At 33.6% G+C, this 22359-nt stretch carries 23 protein-coding genes; 19 read left to right on the top strand and 4 right to left on the bottom strand.

Features of this window, described 5'->3' with window-relative positions:
• Window positions 1-13 precede the first annotated feature (13 nt).
• The 4 genes from WH52_RS06975 to WH52_RS06960 form a co-directional block, all read right to left on the bottom strand.
• A complete protein-coding gene (locus WH52_RS06975) occupies window positions 14-3319 on the bottom strand; it encodes a SusC/RagA family TonB-linked outer membrane protein (protein WP_086030211.1) in 3306 nt (1101 codons plus the stop codon).
• A 133-nt stretch (window positions 3320-3452) separates the two neighbouring features.
• A complete protein-coding gene (locus WH52_RS06970) occupies window positions 3453-4763 on the bottom strand; it encodes a SusD/RagB family nutrient-binding outer membrane lipoprotein (RefSeq protein ID WP_086030210.1) in 1311 nt (436 codons plus the stop codon).
• Window positions 4764-4775: 12 nt separating this feature from the next.
• Window positions 4776-8015 carry a SusC/RagA family TonB-linked outer membrane protein gene (locus tag WH52_RS06965; protein ID WP_086030209.1) on the bottom strand — a complete coding sequence of 1080 codons (3240 nt, stop codon included), beginning with the start codon at window positions 8013-8015 and terminating at the stop codon, window positions 4776-4778.
• A 103-nt stretch (window positions 8016-8118) separates the two neighbouring features.
• Entirely contained in the window at window positions 8119-9738 is a 1620-nt protein-coding gene (locus tag WH52_RS06960) for a POTRA domain-containing protein (protein ID WP_086030208.1), read from the bottom strand.
• 174 nt (window positions 9739-9912) lie between these two features.
• Here WH52_RS06960 and rpsL point away from each other — a divergent pair, with 174 nt between their 5' ends.
• The 19 genes from rpsL to WH52_RS06865 all read left to right on the top strand — a co-directional run bounded on the left by rpsL (window position 9913) and on the right by WH52_RS06865 (window position 22331).
• Complete coding sequence (gene rpsL, locus WH52_RS06955; protein ID WP_086030207.1) at window positions 9913-10293, top strand: 30S ribosomal protein S12; 381 nt, start codon at window positions 9913-9915, stop codon at window positions 10291-10293.
• Between the two features lie 33 nt (window positions 10294-10326).
• Complete coding sequence (rpsG, locus tag WH52_RS06950) at window positions 10327-10803, top strand: 30S ribosomal protein S7 (protein WP_086030206.1); 477 nt, start codon at window positions 10327-10329, stop codon at window positions 10801-10803.
• A gap of 5 nt (window positions 10804-10808) precedes the next feature.
• Entirely contained in the window at window positions 10809-12926 is a 2118-nt protein-coding gene (gene fusA, locus WH52_RS06945) for an elongation factor G (RefSeq protein WP_086030205.1), read from the top strand.
• 5 nt (window positions 12927-12931) lie between these two features.
• The gene (rpsJ, locus tag WH52_RS06940) at window positions 12932-13237 is read left to right on the top strand and encodes a 30S ribosomal protein S10 (RefSeq protein WP_075342599.1); all 306 of its coding nucleotides are present in this window, start codon (window positions 12932-12934) and stop codon (window positions 13235-13237) included.
• A 299-nt stretch (window positions 13238-13536) separates the two neighbouring features.
• Window positions 13537-14154, top strand: coding sequence for a 50S ribosomal protein L3 (rplC, locus tag WH52_RS06935; protein WP_086030204.1), 618 nt, complete (start codon window positions 13537-13539; stop codon window positions 14152-14154).
• Window positions 14154-14783, top strand: coding sequence for a 50S ribosomal protein L4 (gene rplD, locus WH52_RS06930; protein ID WP_086030203.1), 630 nt, complete (start codon window positions 14154-14156; stop codon window positions 14781-14783). The genes rplC and rplD overlap by 1 nt, the downstream gene beginning before the upstream one ends.
• An 8-nt stretch (window positions 14784-14791) precedes the next feature.
• Window positions 14792-15082, top strand: a complete 291-nt coding sequence (gene rplW / locus WH52_RS06925; RefSeq protein WP_086030202.1) for a 50S ribosomal protein L23 — start codon at window positions 14792-14794, stop codon at window positions 15080-15082.
• 11 nt (window positions 15083-15093) lie between these two features.
• Window positions 15094-15918 (top strand): 50S ribosomal protein L2, encoded by an 825-nt coding sequence (gene rplB, locus WH52_RS06920; protein ID WP_086030201.1) that lies wholly within the window; start codon window positions 15094-15096, stop codon window positions 15916-15918.
• A 6-nt stretch (window positions 15919-15924) separates the two neighbouring features.
• Window positions 15925-16203 carry a 30S ribosomal protein S19 gene (gene rpsS, locus WH52_RS06915; protein ID WP_086030200.1) on the top strand — a complete coding sequence of 93 codons (279 nt, stop codon included), beginning with the start codon at window positions 15925-15927 and terminating at the stop codon, window positions 16201-16203.
• 9 nt (window positions 16204-16212) lie between these two features.
• A complete protein-coding gene (rplV, locus tag WH52_RS06910) occupies window positions 16213-16617 on the top strand; it encodes a 50S ribosomal protein L22 (protein WP_028890730.1) in 405 nt (134 codons plus the stop codon).
• Between the two features lie 11 nt (window positions 16618-16628).
• On the top strand, window positions 16629-17345 hold the full coding sequence (gene rpsC, locus WH52_RS06905; RefSeq protein WP_086030199.1) for a 30S ribosomal protein S3: 717 nt from the start codon (window positions 16629-16631) through the stop codon (window positions 17343-17345).
• Between the two features lie 19 nt (window positions 17346-17364).
• Window positions 17365-17796: a 50S ribosomal protein L16 gene (rplP, locus tag WH52_RS06900; RefSeq protein ID WP_075342607.1), complete on the top strand. Its 432-nt coding sequence runs from the start codon at window positions 17365-17367 to the stop codon at window positions 17794-17796.
• Window positions 17797-17807: 11 nt separating this feature from the next.
• Window positions 17808-17999, top strand: coding sequence for a 50S ribosomal protein L29 (gene rpmC, locus WH52_RS06895; RefSeq protein WP_086030198.1), 192 nt, complete (start codon window positions 17808-17810; stop codon window positions 17997-17999).
• 17 nt (window positions 18000-18016) lie between these two features.
• A complete protein-coding gene (rpsQ, locus tag WH52_RS06890; RefSeq protein ID WP_075342609.1) occupies window positions 18017-18274 on the top strand; it encodes a 30S ribosomal protein S17 in 258 nt (85 codons plus the stop codon).
• A gap of 1 nt (window position 18275) precedes the next feature.
• Entirely contained in the window at window positions 18276-18644 is a 369-nt protein-coding gene (rplN, locus tag WH52_RS06885; protein ID WP_086030197.1) for a 50S ribosomal protein L14, read from the top strand.
• 14 nt (window positions 18645-18658) lie between these two features.
• Window positions 18659-18967 carry a 50S ribosomal protein L24 gene (gene rplX / locus WH52_RS06880; protein ID WP_086030196.1) on the top strand — a complete coding sequence of 103 codons (309 nt, stop codon included), beginning with the start codon at window positions 18659-18661 and terminating at the stop codon, window positions 18965-18967.
• 2 nt (window positions 18968-18969) lie between these two features.
• A complete protein-coding gene (gene rplE / locus WH52_RS06875; RefSeq protein WP_086030195.1) occupies window positions 18970-19521 on the top strand; it encodes a 50S ribosomal protein L5 in 552 nt (183 codons plus the stop codon).
• A 4-nt stretch (window positions 19522-19525) separates the two neighbouring features.
• Window positions 19526-19795, top strand: a complete 270-nt coding sequence (gene rpsN / locus WH52_RS06870; RefSeq protein WP_028890738.1) for a 30S ribosomal protein S14 — start codon at window positions 19526-19528, stop codon at window positions 19793-19795.
• Between the two features lie 166 nt (window positions 19796-19961).
• Window positions 19962-22331, top strand: a complete 2370-nt coding sequence (locus WH52_RS06865; protein WP_086030194.1) for an outer membrane beta-barrel family protein — start codon at window positions 19962-19964, stop codon at window positions 22329-22331.
• Window positions 22332-22359: the final 28 nt, after the last annotated feature.

Genomic DNA, 22359 nt, shown 5'->3' with positions numbered 1-22359 from the left:
ATTTTATTTTTTATTAAAATTTAACTCTAACACCAAATGTTATTGTTGTTAAAGGTGCATATCTATATACACTAGAAGCTCCAGTTTCAGATGTTGATGGATTAAACCCTTTTCTTTTAGATAATAAGAATAAGTTATCACCAGCTAACCATAAGTTAACATAATCTACACCAGCTTTTTCAATAAATGATTTAGGTAATGTATAACCAACTTTAACATTGTTTAATGATAAGAAGTCTGAGCTAGTAATAAATCTAGTAGACAAACGGTTAACACTATTTTCAGCTACTGTACTTTGACCAGTAATAGGGTCATTAGTTGTAACTCCGTCTGATAATCTTGGAACATCAGTAATATCACCAGGCTTTTGCCATCTATTTAAGATGTCTTTGTGCCAGTTATTGTTTCCAATACTTCCATTGTTCATTAATGTAGCATAAGCTCCATCATACGCATATCCTCCTAAACTATATAAGAACTGTGTCGAAATATCAAAGTTTTTAATTCTACCAGTAATACGGAATGCACCTTGTACAGTAGGAATTGTAGACTTATCGTTAAATACTTCAGTTGCATTTGCATAAGTCTTAGTAGTTGTTCTTTTAATGTTAGCACTAGAGTTAGCTAGCTGATACCCGTGTAAAGTTCCAGAAGGATTATCATCATTACCAGTAGTAGCATTAGGTAAAGCAAATGATTCTTCACCTGAATCTAATGTACCATTATTGTTTTTATCATCATAGTATTGATACCACATACCTCTACCATCTGCAGGATCTACACCTGCCCATTCTCTAGTATAGAAATCAAATAAAGATCTTCCTACACTTCTACCATAAGCACCAGCAATATCAATTACTTTTTGTTGCCCAGTAGCAGGGTCTATTGGCATTGCTGTTAACTCATTATCTAAAAATGTTCCGTTAACAGTCACATCTAAACCATAATCTTTAGTATTGATAATATGACCAGTTAAATCAAATTCAAAACCTCTATTACTTAGCTGACCATCATTTACAGTTAATACTGAAAAACCAGTAGCAATTGACTGCTCTCTATCAAATAGTAAGTTATCAGTGTTTTTAACATAATAATCTAAATTACCTTCTAAATAATCTCCAACAGAAAATTCAATTCCAGTTTGGAACATTTTAGAAGTTTCCCAAGTTAAATCAGGATTACCTACAACAGATTCTGCAATAGAGATAGTGTTGTTCCCTGTAGCAGGGTCAGGAGTAGGACTCGCGTTGTTTAAGATATAACCAGGGTATAAACCTACACCAGATTGCTCACCGATTAAACCATAACTAGCTTTAACTTTTAAGTATTTTAACCAGTTAACATCGTCCATAAAACTTTCCTTAGTTAAAATCCATGAAGCACCAATAGAACCAAAAGTATCCCATTTATTATTTACGAATCTTGAAGAACCATCACGTCTGATAGATGCTGATAAGAAATATTTACCGTCAAAATTGTAATTAGCTTGACCGAAATAAGATTCTAAAGTAGACTCATCAATGTATCCACTTGGTTGACCAGAAGTGTTAACAAAGTTGTCTAAATATAAGCCTCCGAAAGGTAAAATAGCTCCAAATTTACTAGCTGTTTCAATTTCAGACTTGTTTTTATTAGTCTCGTGTGCAGCAAGTACTTCTAAGTTATGTCTTCCAAAACTTGTTTTGTAGCGTACTAAGTTTAAGAAATTTAATGTTAAACTTTCTGTATCTCTATTGAATAAAGAACCAAATTGTGAAGCAGCTGATCCATAAAATGGGTTGTTATAGCTAATGTAATCGTTAAAACGATACATTAAACCTAGTTTAGTTTCAAAAGTTAATCCCTCTAATAAATCGATGTTAGCAGAAACATTTCCATTTATTTCATGTCTTTGAGTTCTACTTACATCTCTTAAAGCATCAGAAATCGAGTTGGTTAGTGCACCGAAATCACGTCCTTGATCACCATAGTCATATTGGTTACCTCCAAAAATAGGATCTGGAACTATCTGACCATTAGCATCTCTTAAAAATAAAGGGTAGATTGATGGAATATTATCTGCGAACCAAAATATTGATCCTGAGTCATTTGTTTGACCATTATTATTTGTAGTAGAAATAGCATAACCAATATTAGTGTTTAGTTTAAGCCATGGTTTAACTTCAGAAGATAAATTTAAACGAGTAGAATATCTTTTATAATCAGAGTTCTTGATATACCCTTTATTATCTAAATAACCAAAAGAAGCATAATACTTACTTTTTTCATCACCTCCACTAAATCTAACATTAGCTTCTTGTAGTATAGAAGTTTGAAAAGCATAATCAGCCCAGTTTTCAGGAGTGTATTTTCTTGCTACTCCAGATCTGACTGTTCTTGTTGCAGGATCTACGATTTGAGAAACATCATTAGTTGCATAAAAGTTATATGCAGGACCAATACCAGCTCCACTAAATAAGTTTGAATTTGCAAAAGCTGTTGGGTCTGGATTTCCTGTTGCATTTGCTCTGTTGTATAAAGCTTCCCAAGCTAAACCTATAAATGTATCAGGGTTTTTAATAACATCTTGTCTTGGAATTGAACTAAAGTTAACACCAGTTTTAACATCTACTTCAATACTAGATGTACCAGCTTTACCTGATTTAGTTGTAATTATAATTACACCATTTGCACCACGTGCACCATAAATAGCCGTAGCAGATGCATCTTTTAATACAGTTGAAGATTCAATATCTGCAGGGTTTATAGAGTTTAAACTTCCTGAGAAAGGAACACCGTCAACAACATATAACGGAGCTCTGTTACCATTTACAGAACCAAAACCTCTAATTCTTACTGTTGATGTTGAACCAGGTTGTCCAGAAGTGTTTATTACACTAACACCAGCTACCTCTCCAGTTAAAGCTTGCGAGACGTTTGAAAAAGATTTAGTTTCTAAGTTCTCACTCTTTACAGTTTTAGCTGAACCAACAAATGTTTGTTTCGTAGCTGTACCATAACCAACAACAACAACTTCTTCTAAAAGGTTGTCATTTTCAAGTGTTACGTTAATTTGATTTGAAGAAGAAACTGTTCTTTCAACATTTTTCATACCCACGAAACTAAATACTAAAACATCACCAGTTTTAGCTTTAATTGAGTAGTCCCCATTAAAACCAGTTTCAGTACCTTGGGTAGTACCTTTTTTTAAAACAGTAACACCCGGTAATGGTCCTGATTCATCAGACACAGTACCTGAAATTGTTCTGTCTTGTGCATAAGTTAGATGCACAAAAAACGCTAATAGAAGCGTTAAAATTCCATTAAACTTTGTTCTCATTATGTTATTATTTGAATTAATCAGCTGCTAAAGTCTTAATTTTATCTTAAATAACCAATTTTTTAACAAAAAAAGGTCTAAGCATTATGCTTAGACCTTTTTAGTATAATTAAAATGTTGTGTATTTACTATACTAGTTATTGATTGGAGTAGGAACAAACCTATCTACAACTCCAGGGAAATTTTTATTAGCACTAACTTCAACTTGAGGATATAAAAACCTTTGAGGAATAACAGTATTACCAGCAGAAGTGTTTTTAACAGGTACACCTATTAAATTTTGAGTTCTTCTTACGTCGTGATATACTTGTAGAGAACCAATTAAAGTAATGTACTTTTCTTCTAAAATCTGACGTAATAAATCTTGACCAGTGGCAGTTGAAGAAGGGAATGAAGCCATATACTCAGTAGCTAACTCTGTTCTAACAGCATTTAAAGCAGTTTGAGCATTACCGTCTTGACCACCGCGTTGTTCACATTCAGCTTCAATTAGTTTTACTTCATAATAACTAATTAATGGGAATGAAGCGTCTACAGCAAAATAACCGTTAGGAGTATAATTTAATTGAACTCCATTAAAATATTTAGAAGCTCTTTCAGAATCACCAGGAGTAGCTAAAAGTCTTGGAGTCGATCCATCTAAAAGGTTTTTTAAGTGAGAAGGTCCACTTACTTGTAAATATCCTTCTCTTTGCTCAACACCAAATTGATAGTAAAGGTTTCTTTTACCAGCTTCATTAGCATGTTGAATCATTACGTCTTCAGATTTACTAGATAATCCTAACTTTGCTTCTGCTAAGGCCATAGGATAATTTTTAGCTACTAAATAATACCTTGCCTTTAAAGAATGAGCAACTTTAGCCCAAGAAGCTGAACTTGAAAATATAGGGGCACCATAACCGCCATTAACAGTTAAAGAGCCAACTTTTGAGATTCCTTCGTCTAAAGTTGATTGAATAGCACTTAAAACAGAAGCTTGTCCGTCATACTTAGGGTCAGGAAATTCATCAGGTCTTAGAGCTTCAGTGTAAGGGATATCTCCCCATAAAGCTGCAGCTTCACCAAATAATAAAGCTTCCATGATTAATGAAACACCTTCTAAAGCTGCATCTCCAGTAGCAATAGCTTTTTCACGAGCTAGTCTAGCTTGAGTAACTCCTGCATAAACATCAGACCAATCATCGTCAAAATCTGCTGAAGTAATTGTGTAATTATTTAATGTGATATATTGTCTATCTGCACCAGTAAATTGATCTGTGAAAATATTTGATAATCTAGAAGATTGGCTTTCACTAATTTTTGCTGCAATTAATTCTGATTGCGCCAGTAATAAATGGGCTGGAGCATCAGTAAAACTATTTGGATTATCGTTAACTCCTTCAATCAAATCATCACAAGAATAAATTGTAGTAAGAGCTAAAAATATTAATAATACTTTTTTCATCTTTAATGTTTTTTAGAATCCGAATTTTAAAGTTGCTATATATGAACGGGTAGCAGGATTAGTGAAATAATCTAAACCTCTACCTCTAGAAGGACCTGTTAAGTTTATATCAGGATCAAATCCTTCAATACCTGTCCATAATACTAAGTTTCTTCCACTTAAAGAAAGTTCTAAATTAGAAACCCCTAATTGATCAGTTACAGATTTAGGAAAGCTATACGCTAAAGTAACTTCTCTTAATCTAGTCCATGAAGCATCTTGAACAAAGGTTTCTGATTGACTACCAAATCCTCCACCATTTGCTAAATACCATTCTTCAGTTAAAGCTACATCGTTACCACCGAAGTTACCAATATTTCCTCTAAATGTGGTACCAGCAGGAATAGTTCTTCCGTCAAAAGTTCTTAAGTCAGCTGGAGCAGTAGTTTCGTTTGCAGTTTCTGGGTGAATACCAAAGAATTTTAATACACCCTCAGTTCCAGTCCAATGATCATTACCTTGAGATGTTTCAAACTGAGCTGATAAAGTGAAACCTTTGTATTGAACAGTAGTCCCTAAACCACCTATCCAATCAGGATTTGGGTCACCTATAACTCCTTCAGTTGCAGCAATAGTTGGGAAGCCATTTGAATCTAAAACATAAGCACCATTATTGTCTCTAGCAAATCTACCACCCCAAAGTGTTGCCATTGCATGGCCTTCAACTACTCTTGAAGATGTTCCTGTAAAACCAGCTAAGAAAACTGATTCAACACCTTTAAGGTCTTCTACAACATTTTTATTTTGAGAGAAGTTGGCATCAATTTTCCAAGTTAAATTTTCATTTCTAATAATAGTTGCTCCTAAATCAATTTCTAAACCTTTATTGGTAATAACTGCAGCATTTTGTACTGTTTGTGTAAAACCTGTAGATGGTGCAGAATTTAAGTTAAGAATTACATCAGTGTTTTTTCTATTATAATAAGTAACTCCTAAGTTAATTCTATTGTCCCACATTCTTAAATCTGTACCTACTTCATACTCCCTAACTTTTTCAATTGTCAAATCAGGATTTCCTTTTAACCCATTTCTAGTAAATGGATTTCCGTAAGCAGCAGCAGCAAAACCATCGCCCCAAGTAGAGACTGCTCCTCCTGGATCAAAAGTTGTAGCATTAAGGTATGGACTAGGTTCTATACCAACTTCACCATAAGAAACTCTAACTTTACCAAAATTAATAAACGAAGAATCGTCTAATAATTTTGAAAATTTCCAACCTAAAGAAGCACTTGGGTAAAAATTACCTTCTTTAAGAGTAGAAGATTTGTCGTATCTACCTGATAATTCTACTAAGAATTGATCATAAAGTGTAGCGTTTAACACACCATAATAACCATATTTAGCTGTTTCAGTTATAAGTGTTCCTAAAGTTCTGTCTGCAACTGCAGAGTTAGTTAAAATCCTTACATCTCCAACTATTGGGTTTGAGAAATTAGTTGAACCAGCTAAGAATCTTCTTTGTTTAAACTGCTCAAATGTAGCTCCAACAATTACATCTAAATTGATGTCATCGGTTAAGTCTTGGTTTGTTTGGATGAATGCATTATAAGTTTGAAACTTTTCAAAAATATCAGTTTGACCAAAAGAACCAATTCCTAATCCAGCTGGAGAGTTTACTGGAAAGAAAGTTTCTCTATGATCAGTGAAGTAATCTAGACCATATCTTGCGGTTAAAGTATAGTTATCAATAAATTCCCAAGTAATTTGAGGAGCTACAGTAAATCTTTCTACTTTATTTGGGTTTTCTTGTTCGTTAATAGTCCATCCTGGGTTACCATATGTTGGAGGAGCACTACCTAAATAATTTCTGTAACTTCTATGAGAGTTAAATGTAGGAACATTGTTTGTATTGTAATATGTACCAATATAGTCAGTATTGTCGAAATCAGGAGCTGTTCTTAAGTATCCTAAATATAAACCTTGTAGGTTAGAACCTTGTTGAATTCTATCAGAGTCAATATTAATATATGATGTATTGAATCTTAACTTGAAGTTCTCCTTTAGTTCAACTTCATGGTTTAATCTAATTGTGTTTCTTTCGTAGCTAGATTGTCCTTTAATAATACCATTTTGGTCTAGATTAGAAAAACTAACAAAAGTATTACTCTTGCCTGAGCTAAAACTAACTCCAACACTATTGTTAACAGTTAAACCATTGCCAAACACCTGGTTTCTGTTGCTGTCATTATAAACAGTTCTATCATTTTTAGATGTAATAGGATAATGAATGTTTCCTGTAGTTGAAGAAACAAAACGATTATTTCCTACAGTTACTGCATTTGGAGCTCCTGAACGTAAGGAAATTTTATCACCCCAAGAAAAAGGAGTGTTTGCAACCCAACTAGCGGCAGTAGAAGAGTAGTCAGTACCTCCGTTCCACCAGTCAGGAACACCTTGTCCAAATTTATTTTGTTTTTCAAACTCAACATTTATTTCGTCTATTGAAATTTGTGATTTTACATTTACAGAAACTTTCCCTGCTTTACCTTTTTTAGTTTGAATAACAATAACACCGTTTGCAGCACCTGTACCCCAAACTGCAGCAGCAGATGCACCTTTTAATACAGTTACGTTAGCAATATCTTCAGCATTAATATCGTTAAGTCTTGATTGCTGTGCTACACCTGCAGTACCAGAACCAACACTTGAGTTAGAAACAGGAATACCGTCTATAATGATTAATGGTTGAGAAGCTCCATTAATCGAGTTTTGCCCACGAATCTGAATAAAAGCTCCAGAACCTGGGTCTCCAGTGTTTCTAGTGATTTTTAAACCAGAAGTCTTACCTGCTAAACCTTGTATTAAACCTGTTTCTCCAGATTTAGTTAAAACTTCTGTTTTTACAGTAGTTGATGAACTTAAGTCTTCATCTTTCTTTTTCTCAATACCTAAAGCAGTAACAACAACTTCGTCAAGTACATTGTCAGATGTCATTGTAGCATTTAATGTGTTGCTAGAACCAACTGTTTTTTCAATTGTCTTACTTCCAACAAAACTAAAAATAAGGATGTCTCCAGTTTTAGCTTTGATAGAATACTTTCCGTAAAAATCGGTTTCTGTACCAACAGAAGTCCCTTTTTTAACGATGTTAACCCCAGGTAATGGGCCAGATTCATCTGAAACAGTACCTGAAATTGTTCGGTCTTGTGCAAAAGAAATATGCACAACAAACGCTAAAAAAAGCGTTAAAATTCCATTAAACTTTGTTTTCATTGTGTAATTATTTGAATTAATTGCAGCTAAAATCTTAAATTTATATTAAATAAGCAATAAAAATGTTAATAAAAACAAAAAAAACGTTAAAATTATTGAGTTGCTAGAAGGTGTTTTTGAATATTAAAGTTAGTGTGGGGTGTGAGAGATTGTTGCTTGTGTAATTAAAGGTTAGGTTAATGTTTATTAAAGAAGAATTTAAAGAGAAGTTGTAGCCAGCACCAATAGTAAGTAATTGATTATTGGTTTTGATTAAATCAAAATCTGTTATAGAGTATAGGTAGTTGTTGTTTGAAGTTTTAAAACGGTATTCAATATTAAAATAGCTAAATTTATCAATAAAAACACTTTGAGGGAGATAACCTCTAATAGAGTTGATTCCTCCAATTCTAAATAATTCATTTTGTAGATAATTATTTGATTCTAAATATCCTGTGTGGTTTCTTAAATAAATAAAACTTCGGGGATTTAATTTCAATAAATAATTAATTTCTGATTCAATTTTAAATTGATTGGTATTCGTGTTGTTCAGTGTTCTTTTTCCAATTAAAGGCTGTAGTCTAACGAAAAATTTATTTTGGTTTTTAAAGTCTAGACTTTTTGTTTTGTAAACGGCCTCTATACCAGTGAAAAAACTAGAATATGCTTTTACAAGATTGTTAGTTGTCGTCTGTAAAGAGTTAGTTGAGTTTATTGAATTATATACTAAAGATGTTGAAAACCGTTGGTTGATATTATATTTTAATGAAGTGTTAAGTTCAGTGTTTAAAAAGGTAGAATCTTGTTTGTAAATATTGAAATGTAATGATGGTGTGATAGGAGAATTGAAAATATATGGAATTTCTGTTTTTAAATTAAAATCTTGCCTTTCGTTTCCGTTAGCGTTCCATGTAAGCTCAAATTTTTCACCAGTATTTAGTATGTTGTTAAGTTTTAAATCCAAATGGCCGTTAAAAGATAATCCGTTTCCGTTTTGATTTGAAGAAAAATTGACTAATCCATCGAAGCTGTTGTTTTTTGTCTTTTTAAGGTACAAGTATAAGAATGTAGAATCTTTTGTAAAAAGAACTTCAGGAGGTTTTATTTCTGAAACAAAATCTAAATTTCTGATTGAAGAAGATATTTGTGTTAACTTATCTTTGCTTAGGATTGTGTTCTTCTTGATTTTAAGAAAATGTTTAATATGAGATTTAGAAAAATTGTCATAGCCTTTTATTACTATTTTATTGATAATTCTTTCCTTAGATTCGTTACTAAAAATATCTGCAAAAAGTTTATTGTTATTGATTCTTATGTTTTTTAACTGAGTTTTTGAAAAAGATTTTCCTTTAGAATCAAGTTTGTTAGATATTGATGATAAAAAATCTGGGAGTTTTTCAATTGATATACTATGTGTTGATTTATCTTTTGTGTTAAAAATAAATGCTGAGTCAATTTTTTTACCAAGTGAATAATATGATGTGTATAAAGAGTCTTTCCTTTTGATGCTATCAATAGAGTTTAAAAAAAAACCAATTCTTTTCAGTTTGTTTGAAATAACTTTTGTTTCTGATATGGTTTTTTCTTTTGTGCTGTGCGTAGTTTTGAAGTTTACTTTCTTTAAAAAAGAGTTTTCTATTGAGTCTTTAGATAATATTTTTAAAGAATATACTTGTGAAAAACTCTGAATAGAGGAAAGAGAAAATAAGACTATATATATATAAGGTATAAAAACTTTATTCAATTGCTAAAACTTTTTGGCTAAAGTACACGAAAACATGTAAAGTAAGGTTGTTGAAAAATTACTTGTTTAAAATAACTCGCTGATATTTGAATAATTAGAAAATAATCGTACATTTGCACACTCTTAAAAAAGAGTATAATTTAAAATACAAACGAAAATTAGTAACATTTTAGTATGCCAACTATTCAACAATTAGTTCGAAAAGGAAGAACCAAAATAACTAAGAAGAGTAAATCGGCTGCTTTGACGGCATGTCCTCAAAGACGTGGAGTTTGTACGCGTGTTTATACTACAACACCAAAAAAACCTAATTCAGCAATGCGTAAAGTAGCGCGTGTTAGGTTAACAAATGGTAATGAGATTAACGCGTATATTCCAGGTGAGGGGCACAACCTTCAAGAGCACTCGATAGTATTAGTTAGAGGTGGAAGGGTAAAAGATTTACCAGGGGTTAAATATCACGTTGTACGTGGTGCATTAGATACTGCAGGTGTTGAGGGAAGAACTCAACGTAGATCTAAGTACGGTGCAAAACGCCCAAAAGACAAGAAGTAAAAAAATAATTAGTAACTTTTTTAATGTAGAAACATGAGAAAAAGAAGAGCTAAAAAAAGAGTTTTGTTACCGGACCCAAGGTTTAACGACCAATTAGTAACACGTTTTGTAAACAACTTAATGTGGGACGGTAAGAAATCTGTAGCATTCAAAGTGTTTTACGATGCAATGGATATCGTAAATGAAAAGAAAACTGACGAAGAAAAGTCAGCTTTAGAAGTTTGGAAAGATGGTTTGTCAAATGTAATGCCACACGTAGAAGTACGTTCTCGTCGTGTTGGTGGAGCAACATTCCAAATCCCAATGCAAATTCGTCCAGATCGTAAAGTTTCAATGGCGATCAAATGGATGATTTCTTATGCGCGTAAGCGTAATGAAAAAACAATGGCGCAACGTTTAGCATCAGAGATTTTAGCTGCTGCTAAAGAAGAAGGAGCTGCTGTTAAGAAAAGAGTAGATACTCATAAAATGGCTGAGGCTAACAAGGCATTCTCACACTTTAGATTTTAATTACAATGGCTAGAGATTTAAAATTTACAAGAAATATAGGTATTGCTGCTCACATTGATGCAGGAAAAACTACAACTACTGAGCGTATCTTGTTTTATACAGGAGTTTCTCATAAAATTGGTGAAGTTCACGACGGTGCATCTACGATGGACTGGATGGAGCAAGAAGCAGAAAGAGGTATTACAATTACTTCTGCTGCAACTACTTGTGAGTGGAAATTCCCAATCGAGAATGGACAACCAACTCCTGATACTAAAGGATATCACTTTAATATTATTGATACTCCTGGTCACGTTGACTTTACTGTAGAGGTAAACCGTTCTTTACGTGTATTAGATGGTTTAGTATTCTTATTCTCAGCGGTTGATGGTGTAGAGCCACAGTCAGAAACTAACTGGCGTTTAGCTGATAACTATAAAGTACCTCGTATTGGATTTGTTAACAAGATGGACCGTCAAGGATCTAACTTCTTAGCAGTATGTCAGCAGGTAAAAGATATGTTAAAGTCTAATGCAGTGCCAATCGTATTGAACATTGGTGATGAGGCAGACTTTAAAGGGATTGTAGATTTAGTAAAGAACCGTGCTATTGTATGGCATGATGACAACTTCGGATCTACTTTCGATATCGTTGATATCCCAGAAGATTTAAAAGAAGAAGCAGCTATGTTAAGAGCTAAGTTAATCGAAGAGGTTGCTGCTTATGATGAGAATTTATTAGAGAAGTTCATGGAAGATGAAGACTCTATTACAGAAGAGGAAGTGCACGCTGCTTTACGTGCTGCTGTAATGGATATGTCTATCATTCCTATGGTTTGTGGATCGGCATTTAAAAACAAAGGTGTTCAGTTCTTATTAGATGCTGTTTGTCGTTATTTACCTTCTCCAACAGATAAAGAAGCAATCATTGGTACTGATCCTGATACAGGAGAAGAGATTGCTCGTAAGCCAGATGTAAAAGAGCCATTTTCAGCTTTAGCATTTAAGATCGCTACAGATCCTTTCGTAGGTCGTTTAGCATTCTTCCGTGCATACTCTGGTCGTTTAGATGCAGGTTCTTACGTGTTAAACAACCGTTCTGGTAAAAAAGAGCGTATCTCACGTATCTACCAAATGCACTCTAACAAGCAAAATGCTATCGATTTTATCGAAGCAGGAGATATCGGAGCTGCTGTAGGATTTAAAGACATCAAAACTGGTGATACTTTATCTGCAGAAAAAGCACCGATCGTATTAGAATCTATGGATTTCCCAGATCCAGTAATTGGTATCGCTGTTGAGCCAAAAACTAAGGGAGATGTAGATAAGTTAGGTATGGCTTTAGCAAAATTAGCTGAAGAAGATCCAACATTTACAGTTAAAACTGACGAAGCTTCTGGTCAAACAGTAATTTCAGGAATGGGTGAGTTACACTTAGATATTATTGTAGATCGTTTAAAGCGTGAGTTTAAAGTAGAAGTTAACCAAGGTCAACCACAAGTAGAATACAAAGAGGCTATTACAGCTGCGGCAGAACACAGAGAGGTTTATAAAAAGCAATCTGGTGGACGTGGTAAGTTTGCTGATATCGTATTCAAAATGGAGCCTGCAGAAGAAGGTACTCAAGGTTTAGTATTCGAATCTGTAATTAAAGGTGGTAACGTTCCTAAGGAATTTGTTCCTTCAGTAGAAAAAGGATTCAAAGAAGCAATGAAGAATGGTCCATTAGCAGGTTACGAAATGGATTCTATGAAAGTTACTTTAACAGATGGGTCTTTCCACCCTGTAGATTCTGATCAATTATCATTCGAATTAGCTGCTAAATTAGGTTATAAAGCTGCTGCAAAAGCTGCAAAAGCTAAAATCATGGAGCCAATGATGAAGTTAGAGGTGTTAACTCCAGAAGAAAATATGGGTGACATCGTAGGTGACTTAAACAGAAGACGTGGTCAAGTAAACGATATGAGTGATCGTTCTGGGTCTAAAGTAGTAAAAGCAATCGTACCATTATCAGAAATGTTTGGTTATGTAACTGCTTTACGTACATTATCTTCTGGTAGAGCAACATCTACAATGGAATTCTCTCACTATGCAGAGACTCCATCTAACATTTCAGAAGAAGTAATCGCTAATGCTAAAGGTTAATTAAGATGAGTCAAAAAATTAGAATAAAATTAAAATCTTACGATTATAATTTAGTAGACAAGTCTGCTGAAAAAATCGTAAAGACAGTAAAAAGTACTGGAGCGGTTGTTAACGGACCAATTCCTTTACCAACTCATAAGAAGATTTTTACAGTATTACGTTCACCACACGTAAACAAAAAATCTCGTGAGCAATTTCAATTATCTGCTTACAAGCGTTTATTAGACATTTATAGTTCTTCATCTAAGACTATCGATGCTTTAATGAAACTTGAGTTACCAAGTGGAGTTGAAGTTGAAATCAAGGTATAAGTATATCATAATTAATAACTTTCGGTTTAATTTTGTTAAACCGAAAGTTTTTTTTACTTTTGCACCCGAATTAAGATTCAGGGTGTAAATATTTTACACTGAATTTAGGTTCAGTCGACATGTCCGGAGGGTTTCGCGAAGGAAAAACGGTAAAACACTAAAGAGCTAAGCGACAAGGTGTTTTTGGCTCTTTTTTTTGAGAAAAACTTTAGATAAGTCAAAAAATGAAACTTTTGTTTCAAATAATAATTATTAATTGACGCGCTGGATAAAATATCTATCGTCTAAAACAAACAAATATGTCTGGGTTAATAGGAAGAAAAGTAGGAATGACCAGCTTATTCGATGAGAACGGGAAGAATATTCCTTGTACAGTAATCGAAGCAGGTCCTTGCGTTGTTACCCAAGTCAGAACCGAAGAGGTTGATGGCTACAATGCTTTACAACTTGGTTTCGATGACAAAAAAGCAAAAAGCTCTAATAAAGCTTTAGATGGTCACTTTAAAAAAGCTGGTACATCTGCTAAAAGAAAAGTTGTTGAATTCCAAGGATTTGATGGAGAGTACAATTTAGGTGACTCAATTACTGTTGAAATGTTTACTGAAGGAGAGTTCGTTGATGTATCAGGAACTTCTAAAGGTAAAGGTTTTCAAGGTGTTGTTAAACGTCACGGATTTGCCGGAGTTGGGCAAGCTACTCACGGTCAACACAACCGTTTAAGAGCTCCAGGTTCTATTGGTGCTGCTTCTTACCCTGCAAGAGTATTCAAAGGAATGCGTATGGCAGGTCGTATGGGAGGAGATAAAGTTAAAGTTCAAAATTTAAGAGTATTAAAAGTGGTTGCTGATAAGAACCTTATCGTAGTAAAAGGTGCGGTTCCAGGACACAAGAACTCTTATGTAACTATCGAGAAATAATGAAAGTAGCTGTATTAGATATCACAGGAAAAGATACTGGTAGAAAAGTTGAACTTTCTAGCGAAGTATTCGGTATAGAGCCTAACGATCACGCAATCTATTTAGATGTTAAGCAATATTTAGCTAACCAGAGACAAGGTACTCACAAGGCTAAAGAAAGAGGTGAGATTACTGGTTCTACAAGAAAGATTAAAAAACAAAAAGGTACAGGTACTGCACGTGCAGGATCTATCAAGTCACCTGTTTTTAGAGGAGGAGGACGTATTTTTGGACCAAGACCACGTAACTATTCTTTCAAATTAAACAAGAACTTGAAGCGTTTAGCTCGTAAATCAGCTTTAAGTATTCAAGCAAAAGATAACAATTTAGTAGTTGTTGAAGACTTCAATTTCGAAGCTCCAAAAACAAAAGAATTTGTTAATGTATTAAAAGCTTTAGGATTAGATACTAAGAAATCTTTATTCGTAATTGCTGAAGAAAATAAGAACGTATACTTATCTTCTCGTAATTTACAAGGTTCTAAAGTAGTAAATGCTACAGGAATTAACACTTATAACGTATTAAACGCTGCAAAAGTTGTTGTTTCTGAAAGCACTTTAGAAGGAATTCAGTCTAATTTAAGTAAATAGGGAAAGAAATGAGCATTTTAGTAAAACCTATTATTACGGAAAAAGCTACAAACGATAGCGAGGTATTCAATCGTTTTGCGTTTGTTGTAAATAAGAAAGCTAACAAATTAGAAATCAAAGGAGCTGTAGAAGCTGCTTATGGAGTATCGGTTGAGTCTGTAAAAACTATGAACTACCCTGCGTTACGTAAAACTAAGTACACTAAGAAAGGTTTAGTAACAGGGTTAAATAGTGGATATAAGAAAGCAATCGTTCAGTTAGCTGAAGGAGAAACTATTGATTTTTATAACAATCTTTAAGAAAGACAACAATGTCAGTTAGAAAATTAAAACCAATAACACCAGGTCAGCGTTTTAGAGTTGTAAATGGGTTCGACACCATTACTACTGATAAGCCGGAGAAATCTTTATTAGCTCCGAAAAAACGATCTGGAGGTCGAAACAATCAGGGACGTATGACAACTCGTAACATCGGAGGAGGTCATAAGAAACAATACCGTATTATCGATTTTAAAAGAGATAAAGCTGGTATCCCTGCAACAGTAAAAACTATCGAGTACGATCCAAACCGTACTGCGTTTATCGCTTTAGTGGTTTATGCTGATGGAGAAAAGCGTTATGTAATTGCACAAAACGGATTAAAAGTAGGTCAAACTATCGTGTCAGGAGAAGGAGCTACACCAGACGTAGGAAATGCTATGACTTTAGCAAATATTCCATTAGGTACAACAATTTCTTGTATCGAATTACGTCCAGGACAAGGAGCTGTTATGGCTCGTTCTGCAGGTTCTTTCGCTCAGTTAATGGCAAAAGACGGTAAGTATGCTACAGTAAAGTTACCTTCAGGTGAAACAAGATTAATCTTATTAACTTGTATGGCAACTATCGGAGTTGTATCTAACTCAGATCACCAATTATTAGTTTCTGGTAAAGCTGGTAGATCTAGATGGTTAGGTAGAAGACCAAGAACGAATGCTGTTCGTATGAACCCAGTAGATCACCCAATGGGTGGTGGTGAAGGACGTTCTTCTGGAGGACATCCAAGGTCTAGAAACGGTATCCCTGCAAAAGGATTTAAGACTAGATCTAAGACCAAAGCTAGTAACAAGTATATTATAGAACGTAGAAAGAAATAATAAACCATGGCAAGATCATTAAAAAAAGGACCTTACGTTCACTATAAGTTAGAGAAAAAAGTGTTAGCTAACGTAGAGTCAGGAAAGAAAACAGTTATCAAAACTTGGTCTAGAGCAAGTATGATTACTCCTGATTTTGTTGGACAAACAATCGCTGTTCACAATGGACGTCAGTTTGTACCAGTATACGTTACTGAAAACATGGTAGGTCATAAATTAGGCGAATTTTCACCAACTCGTTCATTCCGTGGACACGCTGGTGCAAAAAATAAAGGAAAAAAATAGTAGGAAATTATGGGAAGTCGTAAACATAACATGGCAACACAGTTAAAAGAGGCTAGAAAGTCTAGAGCTTTCGCTAAATTAACTAATTGTCCTACATCACCAAGAAAAATGCGCTTGGTAGCAGATTTAGTAAGAGGAGTAGAGGTTGAAAAAGCTTTACAAATCTTAAAATTCAGTCCAAAAGAAGCATCTCGTAACTTAGAAAAGTTATTATTATCAGCTATTGCTAACTGGCAAGCTAAAAATGAAGATGCATCTATCGAAGACGCTGGATTATATGTAAAGTCTATCTGTGTTGATAGCGCAGGAATGTTAAAGAGATTAAGACCAGCTCCACAAGGGCGTGCTCACAGAATTCGTAAGCGTTCTAACCACGTTACTTTAGAGTTAGGAACTAAAAATAACAGCAATTAATCAAAGTAGAAATGGGACAAAAGACAAATCCAATAGGAAATCGTTTAGGAATCATCAGAGGTTGGGAATCTAACTGGTATGGTGGAAATGACTACGGAGATAAAATTGCTGAGGATGATAAGATAAGAAAGTATATCAATGCTAGATTATCTAAAGCAAGCGTATCAAGAGTTATTATTGAGCGTACTTTAAAGCTTGTAACCGTTACTATCACTACTGCACGTCCAGGTATCATTATTGGTAAAGGAGGTCAAGAGGTAGACAAGTTAAAAGAAGAGCTTAAGAAAATTACTGGTAAAGAAGTTCAAATTAACATTTTCGAGATTAAGCGTCCAGAATTAGATGCAAGATTAGTTGCAGCTAGTATCGCACGTCAAATCGAAAACAGAATTTCTTACAAGCGTGCTACTAAAATGGCTATCGCTGCTGCAATGAGAATGAATGCTGAAGGAATTAAAGTACAATTATCTGGTCGTTTAAATGGAGCAGAAATGGCACGTTCTGAGCATTACAAAGAAGGGAGAATTCCTCTTTCTACCTTTAGAGCAGACATCGATTATGCATTAGTTGAATCTCATACTACTTACGGTCGTATCGGAGTTAAAGTATGGATTATGAAAGGTGAGGTTTATGGAAAGCGTGAATTATCTCCATTAGTTGGACTATCTAAGCAAAAAGGTGGTGGAAACAAAGGAGGAGGAAAGCGTCAACCTCGCAGAAGAAAATAATTTTTAAAAGAAATTAGACATGTTACAGCCAAAAAGAGTAAAATTCCGTAGAGTTCAGAAAGGTAAAGGGAACATGAGTGGAAACTCTGGTAGAGGTACACAACTTTCTAACGGAATGTTTGGTATCAAATCATTAGACCAGAACTTACTTACATCTCGCCAAATAGAAGCAGCTCGTATTGCGGCAACTCGTTATATGAAAAGAGAGGGGCAACTTTGGATTAAAATTTTTCCAGACAAGCCTATTACTAAGAAGCCTTTAGAGGTTCGTATGGGTAAAGGTAAAGGAGCACCTGATCATTTCGTAGCAGTAGTAAAACCTGGTAGAATCTTATTTGAAGTTGGTGGTGTACCAATGGAAGTAGCGAAAGAAGCTTTACGTTTAGCAGCACAAAAGTTGCCTGTTAAAACTAAATTCATCATCGCTAGAGATTTTGATTATAACGCTTAATTCTATAGAACATGAAACAATCAGAAATTAAAGAATTATCAACAGCTGACTTACAAGAAAAGCTAGGGGCGTTGAAGAATAATTATACAGATCTTAAGATGGCTCACGCCATTACTCCATTGGAAAACCCAATGCAGTTAAGAACCTTAAGAAGAACTGTGGCAAGAATTGCCTCAGAATTAACTAAAAGAGAATTACAATAATTCTAGTCATTTTAAAGATGGAAAAAAGAAATCTTAGAAAAGAAAGAATAGGTGTTGTATCTAGTAACAAAATGGAGAAATCTATAGTTGTTTCTGAGGTAAAAAGAGTTAAGCACCCGATGTACGGTAAGTTCGTATTAAAAACGAAAAAGTACGTTGCTCATGACGAGAATAACGATTGCAACATTGGAGATACTGTTAAGATAATGGAAACTCGTCCATTAAGTAAATCTAAGCGTTGGAGATTAGTAGAAATCCTAGAAAGAGCTAAATAATATGTTACAGACAGAATCAAGATTAAAAGTCGCAGATAATACTGGAGCAAAAGAAGTTTTAGTAATTAGAGTTTTAGGAGGAACAAAAAAGCGTTACGCTAGCGTTGGAGATAAAATCGTAGTTACGGTAAAATCTGCAACTCCAAACGGAACTGTAAAGAAAGGTCAAGTATCTCGTGCAGTTGTTGTTCGTACTAAGAAAGAAGTTAGACGTAAAGACGGTTCATATATCCGCTTCGACGATAATGCTTGTGTATTATTAAATCCTTCAGAGGAAATGAGAGGTACACGTGTATTTGGTCCTGTGGCTCGTGAATTACGTGATAAGCAATTTATGAAAATAGTATCATTAGCACCAGAGGTGTTATAAAAACAGATTTTAAGATGAAGAAATTTAAAATTAAATCAGGAGATACTGTTAAAGTTATCGCAGGAGATCATAAAGGATCTGAAGGAAAGGTATTACGTATCTTAAAAGATGCGGATAGAGTAGTTGTAGAAGGTGTAAATATGGTGTCTAAGCACACTAAACCTAGCGCTGCTAATCCACAAGGAGGTATCGTAAAGAAAGAAGCTCCATTACATATATCAAACGTTGCATTAATCGAAAACGGTGAAGCAGTAAGAGTTGGATACAAAATGGAAGGAGATAAGAAGGTAAGAGTATCAAAAAAATCAGATAAAGCTATATAACCATGAGTTACGTACCAAGATTAAAAGAAGAGTACAAGAGCCGAGTAATTAGCGCTCTTACTGAAGAATTCGGTTATAAAAACGTAATGCAAGTACCTAAATTACAAAAGATCGTTGTATCTAAAGGTGTTGGTGCTGCAATTGCTGATAAAAAATTAATTGAATACGCAATAGAAGAGTTAACTACTATTACAGGTCAAAAAGCTGTACCTACAATCTCTAAGAAAGACGTTGCAAACTTCAAATTACGTAAAGGTATGCCAATTGGTGCAAAAGTTACGTTAAGAGGAGATATTATGTTCGAATTCTTAGACAGATTAATTACTGCTTCGTTACCACGTGTTCGTGATTTTAACGGAATTAAAGCAAATGGTTTTGATGGTAGAGGTAATTACAACTTAGGAATTACTGAACAAATCATCTACCCAGAGATTAATATTGACCAAGTAAAGAAAATTAGTGGTATGGATATTACTTTTGTAACATCTGCTAACACTGATAAAGAAGCTAAGTCATTATTAGGAGAATTAGGTTTACCATTTAAAAAGAATTAATAAGATGGCTAAAGAATCAATGAAAGCGCGTGAGCGCAAAAGAGCTAAAATGGTTGCAAAGTATGCAGAAAAGAGAAAAGCTTTAAAAGAAGCTGGAGACTATGAAGCATTACAAAAGTTACCAAAAAACGCATCGCCAATTAGAATGCACAACCGTTGTAAATTAACTGGTCGTCCAAAAGGATATATGCGTCAGTTCGGAATTTCACGTGTTACTTTCCGTGAGATGGCTAACCAAGGATTAATTCCAGGAGTTAAAAAAGCAAGCTGGTAACAGTACGTTTTTAAGAATATATAAAAGGTGTTTAACAATTTTGTTAAACACCTTTTTTTTTACCCCTAATTCACTTCAATTTTCCCTCAATTCATTGTATTGCTATTTCAAAAATTATACTCTCAAGGTACTTTTGAGTATAATAAATCTTGAAATTTTATATACTATGAAAATTATAAGTACTTTTTTAATTGCATTAATTTGTTCAATTAGTTTTGGACAAACGTTTAAAGGAAAAATAATAGATAAACAAAATCAACCTATTTCATTTGCTAATGTAGTTGCCAAAAATGTTACTGATCATTCACTTATTACTGGAGTAATTTCTGATGAAAATGGAGCGTTTTCTATTCATTCAAAGAAAGAAAATGTGTATTTAGAAATTAGTTTTATTGGGTTTACTACAAAAAAAATAAATCCAACTCAATCTAATATAGGAACAATTGTTTTAGAAGAAGAAGGACAACAACTAAAAGAAGTTGTAATAACTGCTCGTAAAAAATTCATTCAACAAAAAGTAGATCGATTAGTATTTAATGTAGAAAATACAGTTGCTGGTACTGGAGGTACTGCGCTTGATGCACTAAAAGTTACTCCAAGCGTAAATGTAGATACCGATAATTTAGCCATTGTAGGAAAAGGGAATGTTCGAGTAATGGTAAATGATAGAATTATTCAACTATCAGGTAACGAATTAATCGCTTATTTAAATACGATTGCCTCAGATGATATTAACAATGTTGAAGTTATTACAACTCCACCAGCAAAATATGATGCAGAAGGAGATAGTGGGCTTATTAATATTGTTCTAAAAAAGTCAAAAGAAAATAGTTGGAATAATCAAATAAGGACTTCGTATACACAAGCTACTTACCCTTTGTTAAATTTTGGAAATACGTTTAACTACAATAAAAATAAAGTGAGTTTAGTAGCAAGTTTAAATACTACTCAAGGAAATACAGCACAATTCAATGAATTTGATATTATATATCCGTCTGCATCAACAGCTACAACGCTTGATATGAAGAATAAAGAAAATATGATTTCAGGAAGACTTGGTTTAGATTATAAATTAACAGATAATGCTACTGTCGGAATTTCATATTCAGGTTCATTTGAAGATAAAGGTATTAATGATGGAGGAAGAACATTAACAAATGATGGAAACGGAACATATACAATCAACCAAGGTAATGCAGAACTAACAAATAAAAACCACTCAATTAACGCACATTACATTCAAAAGTTAGATACATTGGGTAGAAAATTATCTGTTGACATAGATTATTTCAATTTCAAAAATTCTAATACCAGAAATTTTAGTAGTGAACAATTTATTACAAACCCAAATTATTTTGATGCAGAAAATAGTACCAATCAAAACATTAAAAATTATAGTGCAAAGATAGATGTGGAACACCCAACTAAGTGGGCTAATTTTTCTTACGGAGCAAAAATAACACATACAAAAACAGATAGTGATGTTTCGTTTTATAATCGCTCAACAGGTACACCAGTTTTTGATCCAGCACAAAGTAATGAATTTATGTATTCTGAAAATATTAATGCAGTATATGCAGATATGTCTAAATCATTAGGTAAAAAATGGCAAACAAAAATTGGACTTCGTTTTGAAAACACGCGAACAAAGGGAGTTTCTAAAACAAACAATCAAACCGATATTAATTCATATAATAAATTGTTTCCATCTTTATTTATAGGATATAATCCGAGTAGAAAAAATATGTTTAATTTGAGTTATAGCAGAAGAATTCGACGTCCAGGTTTTGAACGTTTAAACCCATTTCGTTTTTATATCAATTCAATTTCATATCAAGAAGGAAACCCGTTTTTAAAACCTCAGATTTCTGAAAACCTTGAGTTCAAGCATATTTATAAAGGAAAACTGATTAGTAAAGCATTTGTAAGTTATGTAGATGATGGATATTTCAATATTATTAAAGCAGAAGATGGAGCGCAACAAAGAATAGTAGTAACATTCGATAATTTTTATACCGCTTATAATTACGGATTAACAGAAACTTTCTTATACAATCCAACAAAATGGTGGAATACTACTACGCAAGCTACGCTATCAAAAATGGACACGCGTTACAAAGACGGGTTTAACTTAGATGCAGAATTATTGAGTCAATGGAATTTTCAACTTTATAACCGAAATACATTCCATTTAAATAAGGCGAAAACTATACAAGCAGAAACTACATTAATTTATGCTTCACCACAAAAGCTAATGTATTTTTCAATATCAGAAATGATTAGTTTAGATTTAGGTTTAAAATTTTCGTTACTTGATAAAAAATTAAATTGTACAATATCTGTAAATGATATTTTAAAGCGTAAAGCAACAAGTGTAAACACTAAAACGAACGGAATAGATCAAACATATTATAATTATTTTGATACAAGAAGCTTTAAAATTAGTTTAAATTATAGTTTTGGTAATAGAAAGATAAAAATTAAACGGCGTAATTCAGGAAACCAAGACGAACAAAACAGAGCAAAGAATAATTAATTGTATAAATAAAAACTGTTTAAAGAAT

Source organism: Tenacibaculum holothuriorum (assembly GCF_002120225.1).
Taxonomy (GTDB): domain Bacteria; phylum Bacteroidota; class Bacteroidia; order Flavobacteriales; family Flavobacteriaceae; genus Polaribacter; species Polaribacter holothuriorum.
The sequence above is the reverse complement of the archived record's forward strand: the minus strand, read 5'-3'. Positions and strand labels throughout refer to the sequence as shown.